The organism is Sphingomonas psychrotolerans (assembly GCF_002796605.1).
Lineage (GTDB): Bacteria > Pseudomonadota > Alphaproteobacteria > Sphingomonadales > Sphingomonadaceae > Sphingomonas > Sphingomonas psychrotolerans.
Map to the genome: position 1 here is coordinate 1241524 of NZ_CP024923.1, position 19267 is coordinate 1260790.

Annotated in this window: 18 protein-coding genes and 1 tRNA gene; 14 read left to right on the top strand and 5 right to left on the bottom strand. The window is 64.7% G+C overall.

What is annotated here, in order from left to right; translation table 11 throughout:
• The first annotated feature begins 162 nt into the window (after positions 1 to 162).
• From CVN68_RS05625 to CVN68_RS05655, 7 genes are all read left to right on the top strand, one after another.
• The gene (locus tag CVN68_RS05625) at positions 163 to 567 is read left to right on the top strand and encodes an RcnB family protein (RefSeq protein WP_100281331.1); all 405 of its coding nucleotides are present in this window, start codon (positions 163 to 165) and stop codon (positions 565 to 567) included.
• 132 nt (positions 568 to 699) lie between these two features.
• The gene (locus tag CVN68_RS05630) at positions 700 to 1239 is read left to right on the top strand and encodes an SPOR domain-containing protein (protein ID WP_100281332.1); all 540 of its coding nucleotides are present in this window, start codon (positions 700 to 702) and stop codon (positions 1237 to 1239) included.
• Positions 1240 to 1424: 185 nt separating this feature from the next.
• A complete protein-coding gene (gene rpsF / locus CVN68_RS05635; protein WP_100281333.1) occupies positions 1425 to 1820 on the top strand; it encodes a 30S ribosomal protein S6 in 396 nt (131 codons plus the stop codon).
• Between the two features lie 13 nt (positions 1821 to 1833).
• On the top strand, positions 1834 to 2058 hold the full coding sequence (rpsR, locus tag CVN68_RS05640; RefSeq protein WP_010543816.1) for a 30S ribosomal protein S18: 225 nt from the start codon (positions 1834 to 1836) through the stop codon (positions 2056 to 2058).
• A 12-nt stretch (positions 2059 to 2070) separates the two neighbouring features.
• Positions 2071 to 2673: a 50S ribosomal protein L9 gene (gene rplI, locus CVN68_RS05645; protein WP_100281334.1), complete on the top strand. Its 603-nt coding sequence runs from the start codon at positions 2071 to 2073 to the stop codon at positions 2671 to 2673.
• A gap of 338 nt (positions 2674 to 3011) precedes the next feature.
• Positions 3012 to 3611, top strand: a complete 600-nt coding sequence (locus CVN68_RS05650) for a CAP domain-containing protein (protein ID WP_100281335.1) — start codon at positions 3012 to 3014, stop codon at positions 3609 to 3611.
• 117 nt (positions 3612 to 3728) lie between these two features.
• Positions 3729 to 4415, top strand: coding sequence for a CAP domain-containing protein (locus tag CVN68_RS05655; protein ID WP_158298749.1), 687 nt, complete (start codon positions 3729 to 3731; stop codon positions 4413 to 4415).
• Between the two features lie 2 nt (positions 4416 to 4417).
• Here the strand turns inward: CVN68_RS05655 and mutL are convergent, their stop codons facing one another.
• Complete coding sequence (mutL, locus tag CVN68_RS05660) at positions 4418 to 6205, bottom strand: DNA mismatch repair endonuclease MutL (protein ID WP_100281336.1); 1788 nt, start codon at positions 6203 to 6205, stop codon at positions 4418 to 4420.
• 146 nt (positions 6206 to 6351) lie between these two features.
• Here mutL and CVN68_RS05665 point away from each other — a divergent pair, with 146 nt between their 5' ends.
• The 6 genes from CVN68_RS05665 (at position 6352) to CVN68_RS05690 (ending at position 12156) form a co-directional block, all read left to right on the top strand.
• Positions 6352 to 7392: a rod shape-determining protein gene (locus CVN68_RS05665; RefSeq protein ID WP_100281337.1), complete on the top strand. Its 1041-nt coding sequence runs from the start codon at positions 6352 to 6354 to the stop codon at positions 7390 to 7392.
• 13 nt (positions 7393 to 7405) lie between these two features.
• Positions 7406 to 8308 (top strand): rod shape-determining protein MreC, encoded by a 903-nt coding sequence (mreC, locus tag CVN68_RS05670; RefSeq protein WP_100281338.1) that lies wholly within the window; start codon positions 7406 to 7408, stop codon positions 8306 to 8308.
• Positions 8309 to 8328: 20 nt separating this feature from the next.
• Complete coding sequence (gene mreD / locus CVN68_RS05675) at positions 8329 to 8817, top strand: rod shape-determining protein MreD (protein ID WP_100284231.1); 489 nt, start codon at positions 8329 to 8331, stop codon at positions 8815 to 8817.
• A 58-nt stretch (positions 8818 to 8875) separates the two neighbouring features.
• The gene (gene mrdA / locus CVN68_RS05680; protein ID WP_100284230.1) at positions 8876 to 10855 is read left to right on the top strand and encodes a penicillin-binding protein 2; all 1980 of its coding nucleotides are present in this window, start codon (positions 8876 to 8878) and stop codon (positions 10853 to 10855) included.
• On the top strand, positions 10852 to 11970 hold the full coding sequence (gene rodA / locus CVN68_RS05685; protein ID WP_100281339.1) for a rod shape-determining protein RodA: 1119 nt from the start codon (positions 10852 to 10854) through the stop codon (positions 11968 to 11970). Before mrdA ends, rodA begins: the two co-directional genes overlap by 4 nt.
• A gap of 110 nt (positions 11971 to 12080) precedes the next feature.
• Positions 12081 to 12156 (top strand) — tRNA-Lys (locus CVN68_RS05690).
• Positions 12157 to 12678: 522 nt separating this feature from the next.
• Here CVN68_RS05690 and CVN68_RS05695 read toward each other — a convergent pair.
• Positions 12679 to 13740, bottom strand: a complete 1062-nt coding sequence (locus tag CVN68_RS05695; protein ID WP_100281340.1) for an SDR family oxidoreductase — start codon at positions 13738 to 13740, stop codon at positions 12679 to 12681.
• 91 nt (positions 13741 to 13831) lie between these two features.
• Here CVN68_RS05695 and CVN68_RS05700 point away from each other — a divergent pair, with 91 nt between their 5' ends.
• Positions 13832 to 14212: a winged helix-turn-helix transcriptional regulator gene (locus tag CVN68_RS05700; RefSeq protein ID WP_100281341.1), complete on the top strand. Its 381-nt coding sequence runs from the start codon at positions 13832 to 13834 to the stop codon at positions 14210 to 14212.
• A gap of 20 nt (positions 14213 to 14232) precedes the next feature.
• Here the strand turns inward: CVN68_RS05700 and CVN68_RS05705 are convergent, their stop codons facing one another.
• Genes CVN68_RS05705 through CVN68_RS05710 form a run of 3 tightly spaced genes read right to left on the bottom strand, consistent with a single transcriptional unit; the run spans position 14233 to position 19099 of the window.
• Positions 14233 to 14478, bottom strand: a complete 246-nt coding sequence (locus CVN68_RS05705) for a hypothetical protein (RefSeq protein ID WP_158298750.1) — start codon at positions 14476 to 14478, stop codon at positions 14233 to 14235.
• Positions 14475 to 14975, bottom strand: a complete 501-nt coding sequence (locus tag CVN68_RS23060) for a tetratricopeptide repeat protein (RefSeq protein WP_158298751.1) — start codon at positions 14973 to 14975, stop codon at positions 14475 to 14477. The genes CVN68_RS05705 and CVN68_RS23060 overlap by 4 nt, the downstream gene beginning before the upstream one ends.
• The gene (locus tag CVN68_RS05710; RefSeq protein ID WP_158298752.1) at positions 14972 to 19099 is read right to left on the bottom strand and encodes an RHS repeat domain-containing protein; all 4128 of its coding nucleotides are present in this window, start codon (positions 19097 to 19099) and stop codon (positions 14972 to 14974) included. Before CVN68_RS05710 ends, CVN68_RS23060 begins: the two co-directional genes overlap by 4 nt.
• Between the last annotated feature and the right edge of the window lie 168 nt (positions 19100 to 19267).

Here is a 19267-nt window from a genome sequence, read left to right on the forward strand (position 1 = left end):
CGGCATGCGGGCAAGCCTGTCCGCTCCGCCCAACCTGAACGAACCCCCGCGGCCTGCGACAATTGGCGACTCTTTTGCGGGCTCGCCGGGACAGGGCTGCGACAACCGGCTCCTAGATAAGGTTCAACGCCAGGCAACGGCGCGAACAAGAGGAGTTACGTCATGAAGAAGTTCATTCTCGGTCTGGTCGCCGCTTCGATCGCCGCCACTCCCGCAATGGCCGCCGCGCCGCAGCAGTATCGCGGCTATGACGCGCCCCGCCAGGAGACAGTGATCAAGCATCGCCCCAACGGCAATGTCGTCGTCAGGCAGACCACGCAGCGCGGCTATGGCTATCGGAACGATCGCGGCTATCAAAACCAGAACTGGCAGAACCGCAACTGGCAGCGCGGCCAGCGCTTCGACAGCCGCTATGCGCGCAATTACCGGCAGATCGACTATCGCCAGTATCGCGACCTGCGGACGCCGCCGCGCGGTTACCGCTACGTCCAGTCGGGCAACGACGCAGTGCTGGTCGGCATCACCAGCGGGATCATCGCCGCGGTGTTCGCGAACATGATCCGCTAAAGCGGCGGCCTGTCTCGGGCGACGTGAGCGGCGGGGCCTTATGGCTCCGCCGCTTTCGCGTCCCTTTTCGGGACCGGGCTGGAAATATCCGGGGCTCGTGCGTTAACAGTGGTTAACCGTAACGAGCCGCGCGTGGACCATAGTGATTCTCTCTTTCCGATCGCCCTGCGCAAACGCCCGCGCCGACGCGCGTGGCTGCTCGCCGCATTGGCGAGCCCGCTCCTGATCGGCGTATTTCCTATCCTCGACATCGCGCAGGCATCGCGACAGCGGCCAGCCCCTGCGCGCATCGCCGCGCCCGACGCGGCACCCCGATCGCAGCCGGGTGCCATCGACAGGCCGGCGACGATAACGCTCGGCGCGCTGATCGAAATCCAGCGCCGGGCGCGCGAACAACGCCGGGCGATGGCTGCCAGCGAGCAATTGGCGGCGGATTTGCCGCCTGGCGAAAGCTGGCAGGCGCAGCTCGGCGCGTTCAGCTCCGCCGATGCCGCCGAACGCCAGCGGGCGCGGCTGATCGAGGCTGGGGTCCCGGTGGTGATCCGGCAGGAGGGAGCGCTGCATCGGCTGCGGAGTCTGCCTGCAGTGCGTGCCGAGACCGAGGGGCTTTGCGCCCGTGCGCAGGCCGGGGGTGTGGATTGCTTCGTGCGCCGGACAGCGGACGAAATTTAGCCGAACTCGTCATCCCGGCCTTGTGCCGGGTAGCTTACCACTTGCCTTCCTGGCGCTTTCCCCGCATAGGCCGCGCCAGTCGGGGTGGAGACGTGTCTCTGCCCGACTTGCTTTGAAGACGACAGCCGGAGGGGCGTTGCACATGGGGTGCACGTCAGCGATCGGCCAACAGTGAGAAGAAACGCATGGCTCTTTACGAGCACGTGTTCCTTGCGCGCCAGGATCTGGCACAGGCGCAAGTGGACGCACTGGCGGAAGCCGCCACCAAGATCGTCGAGGACAACAAGGGCAAGGTTCTCAAGACCGAGACCTGGGGTCTTCGTTCGCTCGCCTATCGCATCGCCAAGAACCGCAAGGCGCATTACGTGATGATCGAGATCGACGCCCCCGCGGGTGTCGTCGCCGAGCTCGAGCGCCAGACGCAGATCAACGAAGACGTGATCCGCTACATGACCGTCAAGGTCGACGAGCTGGAGCAGGGTCCCACCGTGATGATGCGCAAGGGTCAGGACCGCGAGCGCGGCCGTGGTCGTCGCGATCGCGACGATGCCGGCGGCAACACCGGTTTCGGCGGCGAATAAGGAGTTATAGAATATGGCACGCCCATTTTTCCGCCGTCGCAAGAGCTGCCCCTTCTCCGCGAAGGACGCGCCCCGGATCGACTATAAGGACGTCCGTCTGCTCCAGGGCTTCGTGTCCGAGCGCGGCAAGATCGTCCCCTCGCGCATCACTTCGGTGAGCGCGAAGAAGCAGCGCGAGCTGGCCCAGGCCATCAAGCGCGCCCGTCACCTGGGCCTGCTGCCCTACATCGTCAAGTAAGGAGCAGATAGCATGGAAGTCATCCTGCTTGAGCGCGTCGAGAAGCTCGGCGCCATCGGCGACGTAGTGAAGGTCAAGGACGGGTTCGCCCGCAACTTCCTTCTGCCCAACAAAAAGGCGCTCCGTTCGAACGCCGCCAACCGCAAGGTCTTCGAGGCCAATCGCGCGCGCATCGAAGCCGACAACGCTTCGCGTCGTAGCGATGCCGAGAAGGAAGCCGGCAACTTCAACGACGTTTCGGTCACGCTGATCCGTCAGGCGTCGAACACCGGCCAGCTTTACGGTTCGGTTGCGGCGCGCGACCTGGTCGACGCGATCACTGCCGATGGCCACAAGGTCAGCAAGGCGCAGATCGTGCTCGACCGTCCGATCAAGGCGATCGGCGTGTACGACATCAAGGTTGCGCTGCACCCCGAGGTGTCGGTGACCGTCAAGGTCAACGTCGCCCGCTCGCCGGAAGAGGCCGAGATGCAGTCGCAGGGCGTCGACGTGATGACTGCGATGTTCGAGAAGGACGAAGCCGGCTTCATCGAGGATTACGATCCCAACGCCGAGCCGGGCGCGACTGCCGAAGTGCAGTCGGCACCTGCCGCGGACGAGAACGCCGAGGGCTGAGCCTTCGCCGCTACGCAAGAAAAGGGCCGCTCCGGAGCTTCCGGGGCGGCCTTTTTCTTTGCCTCGACCGTAGCGGCCAAAAAAAGGCCCGCCGCACGAGGCACGACGAGCCGAAGGGGGATCGGGGGCTTTTATCCGCGCGCAGTCAAGGGCACGAAACGCAGGCGCCGATCACCGCAGCCAGCGGGATCAGGGCGAGAACCAGCGGCATTACCTTGACCATCGAAATTACCTTGCTCGACTGTTCGAGTTCAAAACGAGCCGGGACGAACAAGGTTGCGGCGATTTGAACGCGATATTCGGCTTGCGTTCATCCTCGGCCCGCCCAAATCTGGGCAATGCTGATCGCGCTGGCCATCGCTGCAGCCTTCGCCCCCGCCCAATCGTCGCTGGAGCGGGAGATCGTCGCCGAGCTCAACTTCGCGCGCGCCCACCCGCGGCGTTATGCGAACCGCCTGCGCGACTATCGCCGCCATTTCCGCGGCAAGATCGTCCATTATCCTGGCAAGCCCGAGGGACTGCGAACTGCCGAAGGCGTCGCCGCGGTCGACGAGGCAATTGCCTTTCTCGAACGGCAAGTGCCGGCAGAGACGCTCGCCCCCGCCCCGCTCCTCACCCGGGCGGCGGGCGATCATGTCGCGGATCAGGGACCGCGCGGCGCGACGGGACATTTTTCGAAGAACGGCGAGGATCCCCGCGATCGCGTGCGGCGCCGCGGCGGCGGCGATTACGTTGCCGAGACGATCACCTATGGCCCGCCCTCCGCCGCGGAGGTCGTCCGCCAGTTGATCGTCGATGACGCCGTGCCGGGTCGCGGACATCGGCGGACCGTGTTCGCGGCGGAGATGCGCTTCGTCGGCGTGCGTTGCGGCCCTCACCAAACCTATCGAGTAATGTGCGTGGCGGAATTCGCGCGCAAGCCGGACGGGCGCCGCTGATCGCTTAGGGTTAACCCCGGAGTATCCTGCGGGATTGTCAGAAGGTTAGGATCCCCGCAGTCACCATCGAGTACCAGCGCGCATGGCGCGCGACGGAGTTCCGGGGGGAACTGTACCATGCGTATCCCGCGTCTCGCCGCTGCCGCTCTTGCCGCTTGCTCGTTCCTGCTCGTCGCCGCCGCCGATGGCGAGCCGCGCCGGCGCTCGCTCGAGGCGCAGGTGCTCGAGCGGATCAACCACGCGCGGCAGAATCCTCGCGCTTATGCCGACGAGCTGCGCGACCTCCGTCGCTATTTCGACGGCGACATACTGTTCCTGCCGGACGACCCGAACGGCGTCTACACGCGAGAAGGGGTGTCCGCGGTGGACGAGGCGATCGAATTTCTCGAACGCCAGACGCCGCTGCCGCCGCTCGGCCATAGCGATCTGCTCGCGCTGGCGGCACAGGATCATGCCGAGGATCAAGGCGAAGTCGGCGCGACCGGCCATGCCTCGCGCGACGGCGCCGGCCCCGGTGAACGCGTCCAGCGACGCGGGGGCGACATCTATGTCGGCGAGAGCATCTCATACGGCATGGCCGACGCCGACGCCGTGGTCCGCCAGTTGATCGTCGACGACGGCGTGCCCGGTCGCGGGCATCGCGCTCTGCTGTTCCAGAACGATTTCCGCTTTGCCGGCGTGGGCTGCGGCACGCATCGCCGCTACAGGCATCTCTGCGTGGTCGACCTCGCAGCGACGATCGACGGCGCGCCGGCGCTGCCGCAATATGCGAGCCGCACGCCGCCGCGCTCCCGCGCGCGCTGAGGTTATTTCCGCCCGAACAATTTCTCGATGTCGCCATGCGCCAGCTTCACCCAGGTCGGGCGGCCATGGTTGCATTGGCCCGAATGCGGCGTGACTTCCATTTCGCGGAGCAACGCGTTCATCTCGGCGACCGAGAGGATGCGGCCGGCACGGACCGAACCGTGACAGGCCATGGTCGAGGCGACGTGATCGAGGCGCTCCTTCAGGGACAGAGCCTCGTCGAAGCTGGCGAGTTCGTCGGCGAGATCGGTGACGAGGCCGTGGACATCACCCTGCCCCAGCGCCGCGGGCGTCGCGCGGACCAGCATCGCGCGCGGACCGAAGCGTTCGAGCTCCAGACCGAATTGGCCGAGTTCCGCGATCCGCGCCTCGAGCCTGTCGCAGCCGGGCTCGTCGAGCTCGACGACTTCGGGGAGCAGCAGCGCCTGGCTGGCGACGCCGCCGCCCTGCATCGCGCGGCGCATCCGTTCGAGCACGAGGCGCTCATGCGCGGCGTGCTGGTCGACGAGGACGAGACCGTCTTCGGCTTCGGCAACGATATAGGTCTTGGCGACTTGCCCGCGCGCGACGCCGAGAGGGAAGTCGATCGTCTGTGGGACCGGCGCATGCGCGGCCTCGGCGCGGGCCTGTGGGGGCGGCGTTAAGAAAGTCGGGCGGCGGTCGTGGAGCGCGCGACCCGAATAGTGCCTCAGCCCCTCTCCTTCAGGAGAAGCAGAGGGTTCGGCGACGCCATTGCCTGCTGTGGGGCTCAGCTGGCCTGGTTGCCACATCCCGAGCGCCGCTTCGCTCGGTCGCTGGACGCTGCGGTGCCCCGCCTCGTCGAGCGCGCGGCGCAGGCCGCTGACGATCATGCCGCGCACCAATGATGGATCGCGGAAGCGGACTTCTGTCTTGGCCGGGTGGACGTTGACGTCGACCTGGTCGGGCGGGATCTCGAGGAAGAGCGCCACCACCGGGTGACGGTCGCGCGCGAGCATCTCGGCATAGGCGCCGCGCACTGCGCCGACGAGCAAGCGGTCCTTCACCGGCCGGCCGTTGACGAACAGATATTGGTGGTCCGCGACCCCGCGGTTGAAGGTCGGCAGCCCGGCGACGCCGCCGAGCATCAGACTCTCTCGCTCGAAGTCGATCGCGACGCTGTTCTCGGCAAGATCGCGATCGGTGAGCGCCGCGACGCGCTCAGGGCGGGATTCGCCACCCTGGACCGAAAGCGTCCGGCGCCCGTCATGCTCGACCGAGAAGGCGATGTCGGGGCGCGACATGGCAAGCCGCTTCACCACGTCGAGGCTGGCGCCATATTCCGCCCGCGCCGAGCGCAGGAATTTCCGCCGCGCCGGAACGCGGGCGAACAATTGCTCGACGCGCACCCGGGTGCCCGGCGGCAGCGCGGCGGGTCCTTCGGCAACGCATTCGCCATTGTCGACGGTGCGCGACCAGCCATCGGCGCCGCGCACCCGGCTCTCGATCGTCAGCCGCGCGACGCTCGCGATCGACGGCAACGCCTCGCCCCGAAAACCCAAGGTCGCGACGGCTTCGATCGCGTCGTCAGGCAGCTTGGAAGTAGCGTGACGCTCGAGCGCGAGCATGATGTCGGCGGGCGTCATGCCGCAGCCATCGTCGATGACCTCGATCAATTCGGTGCCGCCGGCGGCGAGCCGGACCGCGATCCGGGTGGCTCCGGCGTCGACTGCGTTTTCGACCAGTTCTTTCAGCGCGCTGGCAGGGCGTTCGACCACTTCGCCGGCTGCAATCCGGTTGACAAGATGCTCGGGGAGACGGCGTATTGACATGGCAGTCTGTCTAGCCCAACGGGCGGCATCCCGCGACCCGCAAGCGCATGCACCGAGACAGTTTATTATCTGTTCCGGAAGGTCCGGTCTAAAATCTGGTGCGAACAGCCGACGGCGGGCGCCCGATCGGCAGGACGGAACAACGAATGGCTTTTTCCCGCTTTTTCAAATTCATGTCCCACGACATGGCGATCGATCTCGGCACCGCGAACACAGTCGTATATCTCCGCGGACGCGGCGTCGTCCTCAATGAACCGTCGGTGGTGGCGGTCGAGACGCTGAACGGCGTCAAGCGGGTCAAGGCCGTCGGCGACGACGCCAAGCTGATGATGGGCAAGACGCCCGGCTCGATCGAAGCGATTCGCCCGCTTCGCGACGGCGTGATCGCCGACATCGATGTCGCCGAGCAGATGATCAAGCACTTCATCCAGAAGGTGCACGGGCAGCGCCGTTTCATGCGCTGGCCGCAGATCGTGATCTGCGTGCCGTCGGGTTCGACTTCGGTCGAGCGCCGCGCGATCCGCGATGCCGCGTCGAACGCCGGCGCTTCGCAGGTCTGGCTGATCGAGGAGCCGATGGCGGCGGCGATCGGCGCGGGGATGCCGGTCACCGAGCCGATCGGATCGATGGTCGTAGACATCGGCGGCGGTACTACCGAAGTCGCAGTCCTCTCGCTGCGTGGGCTCGCTTATTCGACCTCGGTCCGTGTCGGCGGTGACAAGATGGACGAGGCGATCGTCTCTTATGTGCGCCGCAACCACAATCTGCTGATCGGCGAAGCCACTGCAGAGCGGATCAAGCAGGAAGTCGGCGTTGCCAGGCCGCCTGCGGACGGCATCGGCAAGACGATCCACATCAAGGGTCGCGATCTCGTCAATGGCGTGCCCAAGGAAATCCAGATCAACCAGGGCCAGATCGCCGAAGCGCTCAGCGAGCCGGTCGGCACGATCGTCGAGGGCGTGCGGATCGCGCTCGAAAACACCGCGCCCGAACTCGCCGCCGACATCGTCGATCAGGGCATCGTGCTCACCGGCGGCGGCGCGTTGCTCGAGGGCCTCGACGAAGTGCTTCGCGACGAGACCGGCCTGCCGGTTACCGTGGCGGAGGATCCGCTAACGTGCGTCGCGCTCGGCACCGGGCGCGCGCTCGAGGATCCGATGTTCCGCGGCGTGCTCATCCAGGTCTAGGGAGCGCACGGACATGGCGCCGCCACGCAACCGGCGCCCCGGGTTTTCGCGGCGGGCGCAATACGGACGGTTCATCGGCTATGTCGGCGCCGCCGGCGGTGCGCTGTTCGGCGCAGTGCTGCTGCTGCTGTCGACGTTCAATCCGCCTGCATTCGCGGCGGTACGCTCGGTGTTCTCCGAGATCACCACTCCGGTTGCCTCGGGTTTCCATTGGGTGCGTCGCAGCCTTTCGGGCATTCCCGACGGAATCGGCAGCTATTTCGCCGTGCATGGCGAAAATGCCCGGCTGAAGAAGCAGCTCGCAAAGGACGCACTGACGGTATCGCGCGCGCAGACGCTCGAGCAGGAAAATCGCCGGCTGCGCGAGCTGGTCAAATTGCGCGACGTGACCACCGACGCGATCGTCGCGGCCCGGCTGGTCAACAGCTCGTCATCGAGCACGCGACGTTATGCGACTCTCAATGCCGGCGCTTGGCAGGGCGTCAAGCGCGGTCAGCCGGTGCGCGACCCCTCGGGGCTGATCGGCCAGGTCATCGAAACCAGCCCCAACAGCGCGCGCGTGCTGCTGCTGGTCGACCCGGAGAGCATCGTGCCGGTGCGCCGCGTGCGCGACGGACTTCCGGCGATCGTCTCGGGCCGCGGTGATGGGTTGCTCGATATCCGCTCGGCGAGCGTCTCCACGATGGGATTCCGCGTCGGCGACGTCTTCGTGACTTCGGGCACCGGCGGTGTCTTTTCGCCCAACATCGTCGTTGGGCGCGTCATCCGCACCCAGGGCGATATCGCCGTCGCCCAGCCTGCCGCCAACCCCGACGGGCTCGATTTCGCGCTTGTCCAGCAAACCTTCCTGCCCGAACCGACGCCGACGCCTGCCCCCTCTCCTTCCCCGACCGCCCAGCCCAGGGCCACGCCGTGAGCCCGGTCGAATTCATCCCGATGGGCCAGACCGAGAAGCCGCCGCGGGCGGTGTGGCTCGCGCCGGTCTCGGTGATGCTGGGTTCGCTGATGACCTTGCTCCCGGTCGTCGCGGTGGTGCCGTTCCTGCCGCCCTTCGGACTGATGGTGCTGCTCGGCTGGCGGATGCTGCGCGGCGATTCGATGCGCGTCTGGGTGCCGGTCCTGCTCGGCTTCTTCGACGACATGGTGAGCGGCCAGCCTCTGGGCTCGGCGATGCTGCTGTGGACGATATGCGTGCTGGCGATCGACGTGCTAGATACGCGGCTGGTATGGCGCGATTTCTGGCAGGACTGGCTGATCGCTTCCGGCGCCATCGGCTTCTGCCTGATCGCCGGACGCCTCGTCGCCTCGCCGTTCGGCGCGCATGTCGACACTGCGCTGCTGCTTCAGGCGCTGGCATCGGCGGCATTGTTCCCGCTGATCTACCGGCTCTGCGCATGGTTCGACCGCGATGTGAGGAAGCATTGAGGTGCTGAAAGTCACCGAAGCGTCGCAGACCTACAGCTTCTCGCGGCGTGCCTTGCTGATGGGTGGCGGCCAGGCCGTGGTCGCGCTGGTGCTCGCGGGCCGGATGACGTGGCTCTCGGTGTTCGAGAACGAGCGCTACAAGATGATGGCCGAGGACAATCGGGTGAGCCTGACGCTCAGCCCGCCGCGCCGCGGCTGGATCGTCGACCGCAACGGCCAACCGCTCGCCAACAACCGCACCGATTTCCGCGTCGATCTGATCCCGGATCGACTGGAGAGGCGCGAGGAGACGCTCGCCGCGCTTCGGCAAATGCTGGGCCTCACGCCCGAGGACATGGCGCGCATCGGCACCGATCTGAAGCGCGCGCAAGGCTTCCAGCCGGTTCAGGTCAAAGAGAGCCTCGACTGGGAGCGCTACGCCATGGTGCTCGTTCGGCTGCCCGAGCTGCCGGGCGTCCAGGCGACGCAGGGCTTCACCCGCAACTATCCGCTCGGTGCCGGGGTCGGCCATCTGATCGGCTATGTCGGCGCTGCGTCGGCCGAGCAGTATAAGGAAACCAAAGACCCGCTGATGGTCACGCCGGGCTTCAAGATGGGCAAGGACGGGCTCGAGAAGACACTCGAGGCCCGGCTCCGTGGCGAGCCCGGTGCCAAGCGCGTCGAGGTCACTGCGCGCGGCAAGCTGGTGCGTGAGCTCGCGACGCGTCCCGACGTGCCAGGCAAGACCGTCAAGCTCACCATCGACGCGGGGCTGCAGGAATATTGCGCGCGCCGGCTCGCCGACAATTCGGGCTCGATCGTCGTGCTCGATTGCATCACCGGCGACGTGCTCGCGATGGTCTCGATGCCCGGCTACGATCCCAACAGCTTCTCCGACGGGATCAGCCAGAGCGAGTGGAAAATGCTCTCGGGCGACGATCACGTGCCGCTGATGAACAAGGTGCTGCAGGGGCTCTATCCACCCGGTTCGACGGTCAAGCCGATGCATGCACTGGCGGTGCTGCGCGCTGGTATCTCACCGAATGCGACGGTCAATTGCACCGGCGCGCTTCAGGTGGGGCGCCGCGCCTTTCACTGCCACAGCCGGCGCGGCCATGGGGCGGTCAACATGGAACGCGCGGTGGCGCAGAGCTGCGACATCTATTTCTATTCGATGGCGCGCGAGCTCGGTTACGATGCCTTCGCGCCGACGGTGCGCGAGATGGGCCTCGGGCAGCGTTTCGATTTGCCCTATACCAGCCAGCGCTTCGGCACCGTCCCCGACAGTGCGTGGAAAGAGAAGAAGTACAAGCAGCCCTGGACCATCGCCGACTCGGTCAATGCGTCGATCGGGCAGGGCTACGTCCTCGCCAATCCGCTCCAGCTGGCGGTGATGGCGGCACGGATGGCGCAGGGCCGCGCGATCGTGCCACGGCTGCTGCTCGACGGGCCGCACCAACCGGCCCCCTCGCTCGGAATCGATCCGCAGCACATCCAGACGGTGCGCCAGTGCATGTGGGCCGTGATCAACGGCGGAGGTACCGCGGGCAAGGCGCGATTGCCGATCCCCGGAATCGAGCTCGCCGGCAAGACCGGTACCGCACAGGTCCGCGCAATCACCGCAGCCGAGCGCCGCTCGGGCGTGCTCGGCAATGCGTCGCTGCCGTTCAAGCTGCGCGACCATACGCTGTTCGTGTGCTTCGCGCCCTGGGACAATCCGCGCTATGCCGCGTCGATCGTGCTGGAGCACCATGGTCATATCAACCCGCTGACCGACGTGTCGCCCACCGCGCGCGACATCATGACCTTCCTGTTCGATCGCGAGAAGGCGATGGCGACGTTGCACGAACTCGAGAAAGGCTGGGGCGGCACCTATAGCGAGCGGCTGGCGCGGAAGAGCGAGGCGTTCAAGGCCGCGCAGGCGGCAGCGAAGGCCGCCCCGCCGCCGCCGGTTCCCGAGGATGCCGAAGCGGCGGCGAGCAATGTCGTTTCCGAGGCCGCCAATGCCACCGTGCCGGTCGGCGACGTGGCCGGACGCGATGAGGATCGCGCCGAATGAGCAAGATCGGCCCCGGCATGGTCCCTGCCCCCCTGGCGCAATTGCCGTGGAAAGTGCTGCTGCTCGTCCTCGCCATCGGCTGCTTCGGACTGGTCGTGCTCTATTCTGCCGCGGGCGGCAGCCTCTACCCCTGGGCTTTTTCGCAGGGGACGAAGTTCTTCGTCTTCTTCGGGATGGCAATCGCGCTGTCGCGGGTTCCAGAGGGATGGTGGGCGCATGCCACCTTCCCGCTTTATGGCGTCATTCTGCTGATGCTGATCGGAGTCGAGGCGCTCGGCGCGGTCGCGGGGGGCAGCCAGCGCTGGCTCGACCTCGGAATCATCCGGCTCCAGCCTTCCGAGTTGATGAAGCCGATCATCGTGTTGACCATGGCGCGCTTCTACGAGATCCTGCCGGCCAGCGAGATCCGCAAGTTCGGGGCGCTCTGGCCAGGGGCAGTGCTGATCGGGCTGCCCGCCGCTCTGGTGATGCTCCAGCCCGATCTCGGTACCGCGTTGATGATCGCTGGCGGCGGCGTCGCGGTGATGTTCCTCTCGGGCATTCCGCTGCGGCTGTTCATCGGCGGCGGGCTGGCGCTGGCGGCGGCCATCCCGCTCGTCGTCAACTTCGTGCTCCACGACTATCAGCGTAACCGGGTGCTGGTGTTCCTGAGCCCGGAAAGCGATCCGCTCGGCACCGGCTATCACATCAGCCAGTCAAAGATCGCCATCGGATCGGGTGGCATCTTCGGCAAGGGTTTCCTCAACGGCACTCAGAGCCATCTCGACTATCTACCTGAAGGGCATACCGATTTCGCCCTCGCGACGATGATGGAAGAATGGGGGCTGATGGGCGGCCTGTTCGTCATCATCGCGTTCGGCTGCCTGATCGGCTGGGGGATCGGCGTGAGCATGCGCGCCAAGACCCGCTTCGGCCGGCTGACCGCCGCCGGCCTCTCGGCGACGATCTTCTTCTATTCCTCGATCAACATGCTGATGGTGATGGGCCTCGCCCCGGTGGTCGGTATTCCGCTGCCGCTGATCAGCTTCGGCGGCACCGCGCAGATGACCTTTATGATCTGTTTCGGCATCCTGATGTCGATCGATCGCGAGAGCCGGCGCAAGCAACGCTGGTAGCAATTGTGGAAAAGGCGCATTTTAGGGTTTGCAATGCGCGCAAGCTTTGCTAACCGCGCCCCTCCAAACGCGGCGGCGCACTCACCAAGAGCGCCGGAAACGCCCGGAATGGACGCATAGCTCAGTTGGTAGAGCAGCTGACTCTTAATCAGCGGGTCCTTGGTTCGAGCCCAAGTGCGTCCACCATTTTTTTCATAAATTTCAAGATCTTAGCTCCCCAGCAGCACGGGCGCTGGCAGCGGGATTTTGTGCTAGGTAACATCCTAGGTAACAACTCACCGCGAGATTTTTGTTCGCATCGTTGCAAGCTCAACAGCGCTCGGGACGTCCCAGAGTGAAGTTCGGGCGAGCTGCCGATAGCCAGCAATCCATGGTGACGGCTCGTGGGCCGTTCGCGGTCAGACAGCTTGCAGGATCCGAGTGCGTCATAGTTGCCGTTGCAGCACCCACCCTCTCGAATGGCCGCTAACGCCCCCCAAAGTCCGCCGTTCAGCACGTTCACCGCGGAGGAGGCGGTCGTTCGTTCATGCAGCGAGAGAACGCCGCTAAGCCCGGATTGCTGACATCAGATTTCCTGTCGGACTGCCTGGCCGTTGCCCATCGGGCCTTCTGGCTTGTCCTCTTGAACGTCACCAGCGGCTTGCCCGTCAGCCGCTGGGTTGCGCCAATGAAGGCGCTGCAGGTCGTCGGGCTCAGGCATCGCAGGGCTCACGGAATCAGATGGTCAGCCCGCAGCCGTTCGAACAGGGCGAAGAAGGCATCGTCGGTCGGCTGGTATCCGGTAAAGCCGAGCCGTCGGCTCTTCGACATGTCCGTGACAACCTCGATCGGCCGGCCAAGATCAGCGTCGGTGTGCCAGGCGGACGCAAGGCGGCCGAGGTCCGGCTCGGCCAGGCCATCGCGCGTTGCGATCTCGCGCCACAAATCGCCGTCCTCCGCCATCTGCTGTTCCAACGGTCGCACCGTGCCGTCGAACGCAGCCGCCTCCACGCCGAACCATTCGGCGATGCGGCTCCACATCCACTGCCAGCGAAAGATGTCGCCGTTGACGACATTGAACGCCTGATCGTGCGCGGCTTCCGATTCCACGGCCCAAAGCATGTGTCGAGCAAGCTGGCGCGCGTCGGTCATGTCGGTCAGCCCCGACCATTGCGCGGCGGAGCCGGGAAAGGTGAAGGGTCGCCCCGTCTCGCGACACAAGGTGGCGTACACGGCCAACGTCGTGCCCATGTTCATCGCATTGCCGACGGCGCGCCCGATCACCGTGTGCGGGCGGTGCACGCTCCAGGTGAAGCCGTCGCGCTCGGCAGCGGCGAACACCTCGTCCTCCTGGGCGTAGTAGAAGTTCTCGATGTCGAGGCGGCCCTGCTCCTCCCGGAACGGCGTCTGCGGCAGCCTGCCCTTTCCATATGCCTCGAACGGCCCGAGATAATGCTTGAGGCCGGTGACCAGCGCCACGTGGCGCGGCGTTGTCGGCTTGGGAAGGCCGTCCAGCAGGTTGCGCACCATCGCCGAATTGACGCGGATGTTCTCCGCTTCGCTATCCTGCCGCAGCCACGTCGTGATGAACACGGCGTCCGGATTCAGATCGCGTAGCGCGACCGCGGTCGCGGCCGCGTCCTGCAGATCTGCGGCTATGGGCTGCACGCCCACCGGCCCCGTCGGCCGCCGCGCGAGGCCGTGCACCGTCCAGCCCTGCTCCACCAGAAGGGTAGCCATCGCGCTGCCGACGATCCCACTCGCGCCCACCACCAATGCCGTTCGTGCCATGAATGCCTCCTTGTCATCACACAGCTAGGCACGGGCGCGCGGCACTTCTAGACGGCACCATTCACGCCCCCAGGCACCAGGAGGTAACCACATGGAGGCCGGAACGCCGGAGGAGGAATGGCGGGAGGATTGCGCGCCGCGCCGCGTGCTGGAGCTGTTCTCGACCAAGTGGACCAGCATGCTGCTGCACACGCTCCACGCCCGCCACGGCGGCGTCGCGCGCACCGGCGTGCTCCAGCGCAGCTTGACCGGCATCTCGAAAAAGATGCTGACGCAGACCGTCCGGGACATGGAGGCAAGCGGGCTGCTGAGCCGCCACGTTCAAAGCACCATGCCGCCGATCGTCGAATACCGCCTGACCGAGCTGGGGCGACGTTTCGTGGAGCCGGTCGAGCTGCTCTACGACTGGGGCCGTGCCAATTCGGACGCCCTGGATCAGTTGGAGCCTCGCGCTGGGTCACGGCGAGCATAGCTGGACCACCCAAAGACTGGCTAATCGATCTTTCCGGAACGCAGACCGATCGCCGGGACATGTGCATTGTCCCCTCTCCTCGTAACCAGCACATCATGCAGACGGAGGTGCCCGGCGGCGTGCCGCGCAGTTTCCACGTCTTCCACTTCGAGGCAGACTGATATGAGGCGCGTCGGGTCCTGGTGGATCGCTGCATCAGCGAGACCCATCGAGGTCTCGTCGCCGACGATCATGAATCGCCTGACAATCTGCAGCCCGATAGTCAATCGTCGAGCCATAGCCTGTACGGAGGGGAGATAGCTCGCTCTTCCTGCTCCGCCCGCGTTTGCCAAGCTTCTGCGAGAGCAGGGTCATGCGGTATGGTGGCGCCCTCGGAATAATACTGTGATACCTGACTGCACGCACCCTGACTGCCAAGCAGCGCTGCTCTCATGTAAAGCGAGAATGCCTTTAAGTCATCAACTTCTACGCATTTGCCACAGTCATAGGCGAAGGCAAGATCGAATATTGCTTCCGCAATGAAACTATTCTCAATTTCACGAAGCATAGCGAAACCCGCCTCTTCGTTTTTCTCAGTTATGTCGTTACCATGCAGATACCAACTCGCTAGTGCGTAGGTTGCTCGTTCATCCCCATTTTTATGAGCTTTTCTTAGGAGTTCTCTCGCTTGGTAAAGTTCCTGTGGATCGGAGCGGCTAAGGTCCAGCGCCGTCCTATATTCGCCTTGTTTGGGCGCTACATTTTCGTCCGCTGTGATAGTCATAGGATTTCATCCATCTCCAGAACGTCATTACCATTAGTATCAATCAAGCCACAAGTCACTGGGGCGAGCAGGCACATCACCAACAGCGGTCCAATCACTAGTTTTTTTGGCGGCCAAGATCCTCCTGGCCAATTCTTGGGCCGCTTCCGGGGAAAGCGATGTTTGCGATCAGCTCCAGTAACATCCCTGTCGGCCTTCCGCCGGGCATTGGCCTCTTCATGCTTGTTTCTAGTGGAGGGGCGCGCGTTTTTTGTGTGCTCCCCATCATCATCTTGCGACGATATACCTGGAAGGGTCACTGCCGGTGGCAGTGGCGGCGGCGGCGGAGGCCGCGTTCCCACAACCACAATTTCTTCGCCGCCATTATCGTCATCATTCTTCTCGGCCGCCGCGGCAGCCTTTTTCTCGATCCTCGCTTGGTCGCCCCCGCCAACCCCACCGGCGGCCCCGCCAAAACCGGGGCTGACAGGGCGCGGTAGTTTGGTAGGAGGTCTGTGGCCGGTCACCACAATCTCGTCACAGCGCGCAACGCACAACCCACTTGGATCACGGTTGTTGACGGGATCACTACCGACATAATTGTACAGGTTGAGCCCGTCGCCGTAGCCGATCGGGTCGGTCTGCATGAACCGCCCCAGCGTCGGCGAGTAGATACGGGCTTTGTAATAATACATGCCGAGTTCCGGCAACCAAGCCTGCCCGGTATACTGGAAGCGGCCGATATTGGTTGAAGCGGGAATGCCGTATTCGTCGTAGCGATTGACGCCGATCACGTCGCCCGAGCCGTCACTCACCGCCACCACCGAACCGCGCTCGTCGGCGTGTAGCCAGCGCCGGTCGCCGGTGCCTGAGCCTTCGTACCAGACGACGGGTTCATCGACGCCAGGGCCGGGTACGTAGCGCCGCGAGATGCTCCAGTTCGCAGCGTTGATCTCCGAGATCATCTGGCTGCCCGACCAGGCGAAGCGCGTGTCGACCCCGGCACCGGTATAGAGTTGCAGCAACTGGCCCCCAAGGGGTTCATAAGCCATCGTCACGCCCGGCGCTGTCGCCATACGATTCTCCACGGTATAGCCGTAGCCAGAGCCGCCCGAGCTGGTCAGATTGCCGCGCCCGTCATAGCCGAGGCTCGTCGCACCCGCGGTTGTGGTCTGGTTGAGTCCGTTCACCCCATAGTTGCGGTCGACATTATAGTGACCGTTCCAGGCATAAACATCGTTCGAATGGGTAAGCGAGGTGATCTGACCGGCCGGATTGTAATTGAAACCATGGGTGAAATCGTAGCTGTTGACAGCAAAATCATGGGTCAGGGCCGATAGCCGCGATACCGGGTCGTAGGTGTAATTGGTGGTTGTGCCATTGCCACGCGTGGTGCTCGCCCTACGTCCGAGATCGTCATAGAGATAGATCGCCAGCACGCCCGGGCCTGATGTCGCGCCGTTCTCGCGGATCGCGGTCATCTCGCCCGTGACGTTGTAGTCGTAATCGACATAGAAGCCGTCGTGCCAGCGCAGCCGCGTCTGCCGGCCAGCCACGTCGTAAGCGTGATAGGTCGTGTCGTTGTAATTCTGTTCGGTCACCATACGCCCAAGCGCGTCATAGGCGAAGGATGTCACGGTCGAGCCATTGCCGACTGCGCCGGTCAGCCGTCCGAGCAGATCATAGCCATAGCCGAGATCCCAATCGAGATAGGCGGTCCCGGGCGTGGTCTTGCTCGTCGCCCGATTGAGGAAGTCATAGCCATAGGTGATCGTCTGCCCGTCGCGCAGGCGCCGGCTGGTGACGTTGCTCGCCGCGTCATAGCCGAGCTGCTCGTAGTCGCTGCCCGAGCTTGCCCCCGCGCCGGCCGTGGTAACCGGATATCGCGTAATCGACAGCCGATCGAAGCCGTCATATTCGTAGCTGGTAAGATTGTTCTCGCCGTCACGAACGGCCTGCGACAAGCCATTCGGCGTGTAGGTAAAGGCGTCGACGGATGCTTCGGCGGTGCCATAGGCGTCGGTGCGGCTGGTCACCTCGCTTGCGGCGTTATACCCCTGCCGGACAATCCGATCCGGGCCGTAGCTGCCCGGCGTGGATGCCGTGCAAGCGCCGGGAAGGCTGCCAAAAACCCCGGGATTCATTCGCGTCGTCACGCAATCGACGCGGCCGATCGCGTCATAGCTATATTGCGTCAGCGCGTACGTCGTGCCCCCGCCGATCTGGCTGACCTGCGCCATGCGACCGGCGCCGTCGTAGGCGATGCTGCCGGCCTGAAGCTGGACGAAGCCGGGCCAGTCGCCATCGGCCTGGCTGTTGACGACGCCTGCCTCGGAAAGCGTGGCCTGCCCGTCGGGATTGTAGGTGATGCGCGTTGCGCGCGGCTTGAGCGCCCCCGCGCCGTCGGGGTCGGGGCTGACCACGCCGACGAGCTGGCGATTCTGGTCATAGCGGTAGCGCCAGCTGTCGGCGGTACCGGCAAGCGGACCATCTACGGTATGGAGATTGCCGACATTATCATAGGAGAGGCTCTGTGTGGCGGCGAGCGCGCCGTCCCCCGAACCGCTCGTCGAGGTGCGCGGGAGCAGGTTGTTGGCCACGCCCGCCGGTCCATAGCCGACCGTCGTCTTCACCTCGTCGGAAGCGCCGGCGCAGCTCGCGGCGGTCTGACAGGCCGAGACGCCCGTGAGCAGCACATGCGATTGCGGGGATGCGCTGATCGAAGGACCGCTGACCTTGTAATAGGCTGGCGAGGAGGAATAACTGTACCGCGTCTGCGGCCGGATGGCGCCTGCCGTCGCAGCGGGAGCAGTGACGGTCAGGACGCCACCATGGCCGGAATCATAGATATAATCGGTCTGCTGAGCGCGCGCATCGACGACATAATTAGGCTTGTTGCACTTGGCCGGGGCGGCGCAACTTGCGTCATAATTGGCGCTGGTCACGATGTCGGCAGGCGATCCAGACGTCTTGGAGACCAGGCGGGTTTCGGTGGCATTGCCGCGGGTATCATAGGTATATTTGATCTTGTTGCCTTCGGGCCTGGTGATCTCCTTCAGGCGCCCGAGCGTATCATAGCCGTAGAGTGTCGTCCGCCCGAGCGGATCGCGATCGGAGATCACGCGCTGGAGCGCGAGATCGGAGACCACCACCCGCGATTGCGACAGGGCGTCGGTGACAGTGGTGGTGCGCTGATTGCCGACATCTGCATAGCTGTAGGTCCAGCTGATGCCGTCACGGTTGAAGGTCTGGACGCGGCCATTGGCGTCATATGCCACGGAGACGTTGTCGCTTGCGCTCGAGGGGCGCCGTACGGCCGTTATCTTGTATTGGGTCGGCACCGAAAGATTGAGCGTGTAGCGCGTCGTCTGATTGAGCGCGTCCGTCTCGGTGGGCAGCGCCGTGCTGCCGGCGTTGCCGAGCGTCGCCTTGGGCCAGCTCTGCGAATAGGCGCAGGTGTCGGCGTTCGGCGCGCAATAGTCCACCGCCTGATTGAACAGCGTCACCTGCGTGAAGCGCGCCCATTCGTGCAGCTCGGCGAAGGTATTCGGATATGCATTGTGCGCATAATCGAGATGCGCCTGGAAGCCCGTGCTCACCGTCACCGATTGCAGGCGGCTGCGGGTCTGGGTGCGTTTGCGCACGCAATCGTCCGAAATACACTCGGTCACGCTGGCGCGTTTGTAGGTGAAGCTCTGCACCGTTCCGTCAGGATAGGTGATCGTCTTCGCCGTGCCATGGGTGGATTGAAAGCCAATTCCTCCCGCCTGCGTATTGTCGAAGTCTACTACGACTCCGTCAGCAGAGGTAAAACGCAGCTGACCTGCAATGGATTCGAGTTTTGAGCCCTGACCTTCGGCGGGAACGTAGCCGCCAGCGGTGACGGTGAAGCGATCCGAGCTTCCACCGAAGCTCACCATAATGTCGCTGCCGCTGGAGGTCGCGGCGATATTGAAGCTGTCGCGCCACCCCGTACCGCTGAAAGCACGGGAATAGACCAGCCCGCGTGGCCCGTGGGGTCCGATGCTGGCGAGCACTCGCGAGAGCCTGAAGCTGCCGCGCGTGAGATCGACGCCATTGTCATCCGCCACCACGACGGTGGGAGGCGGTGTCTGCTGCTCGTTATTCTGGGCCCATGCAGGCACGGTCAAGGCGATCGCGAGTGCTGCCGATGAACAACGCAGTGCGGAGAGCAACCGCGTTGCTGTCGATCTGTCCGATTGCTTGCAATGTGGAGCTTGCATCAGATTCACCATACCCTGTTGGAGTTACGTTCGCCCAGCTACCATCGCACGCAGACGCAAGCGCTCGCG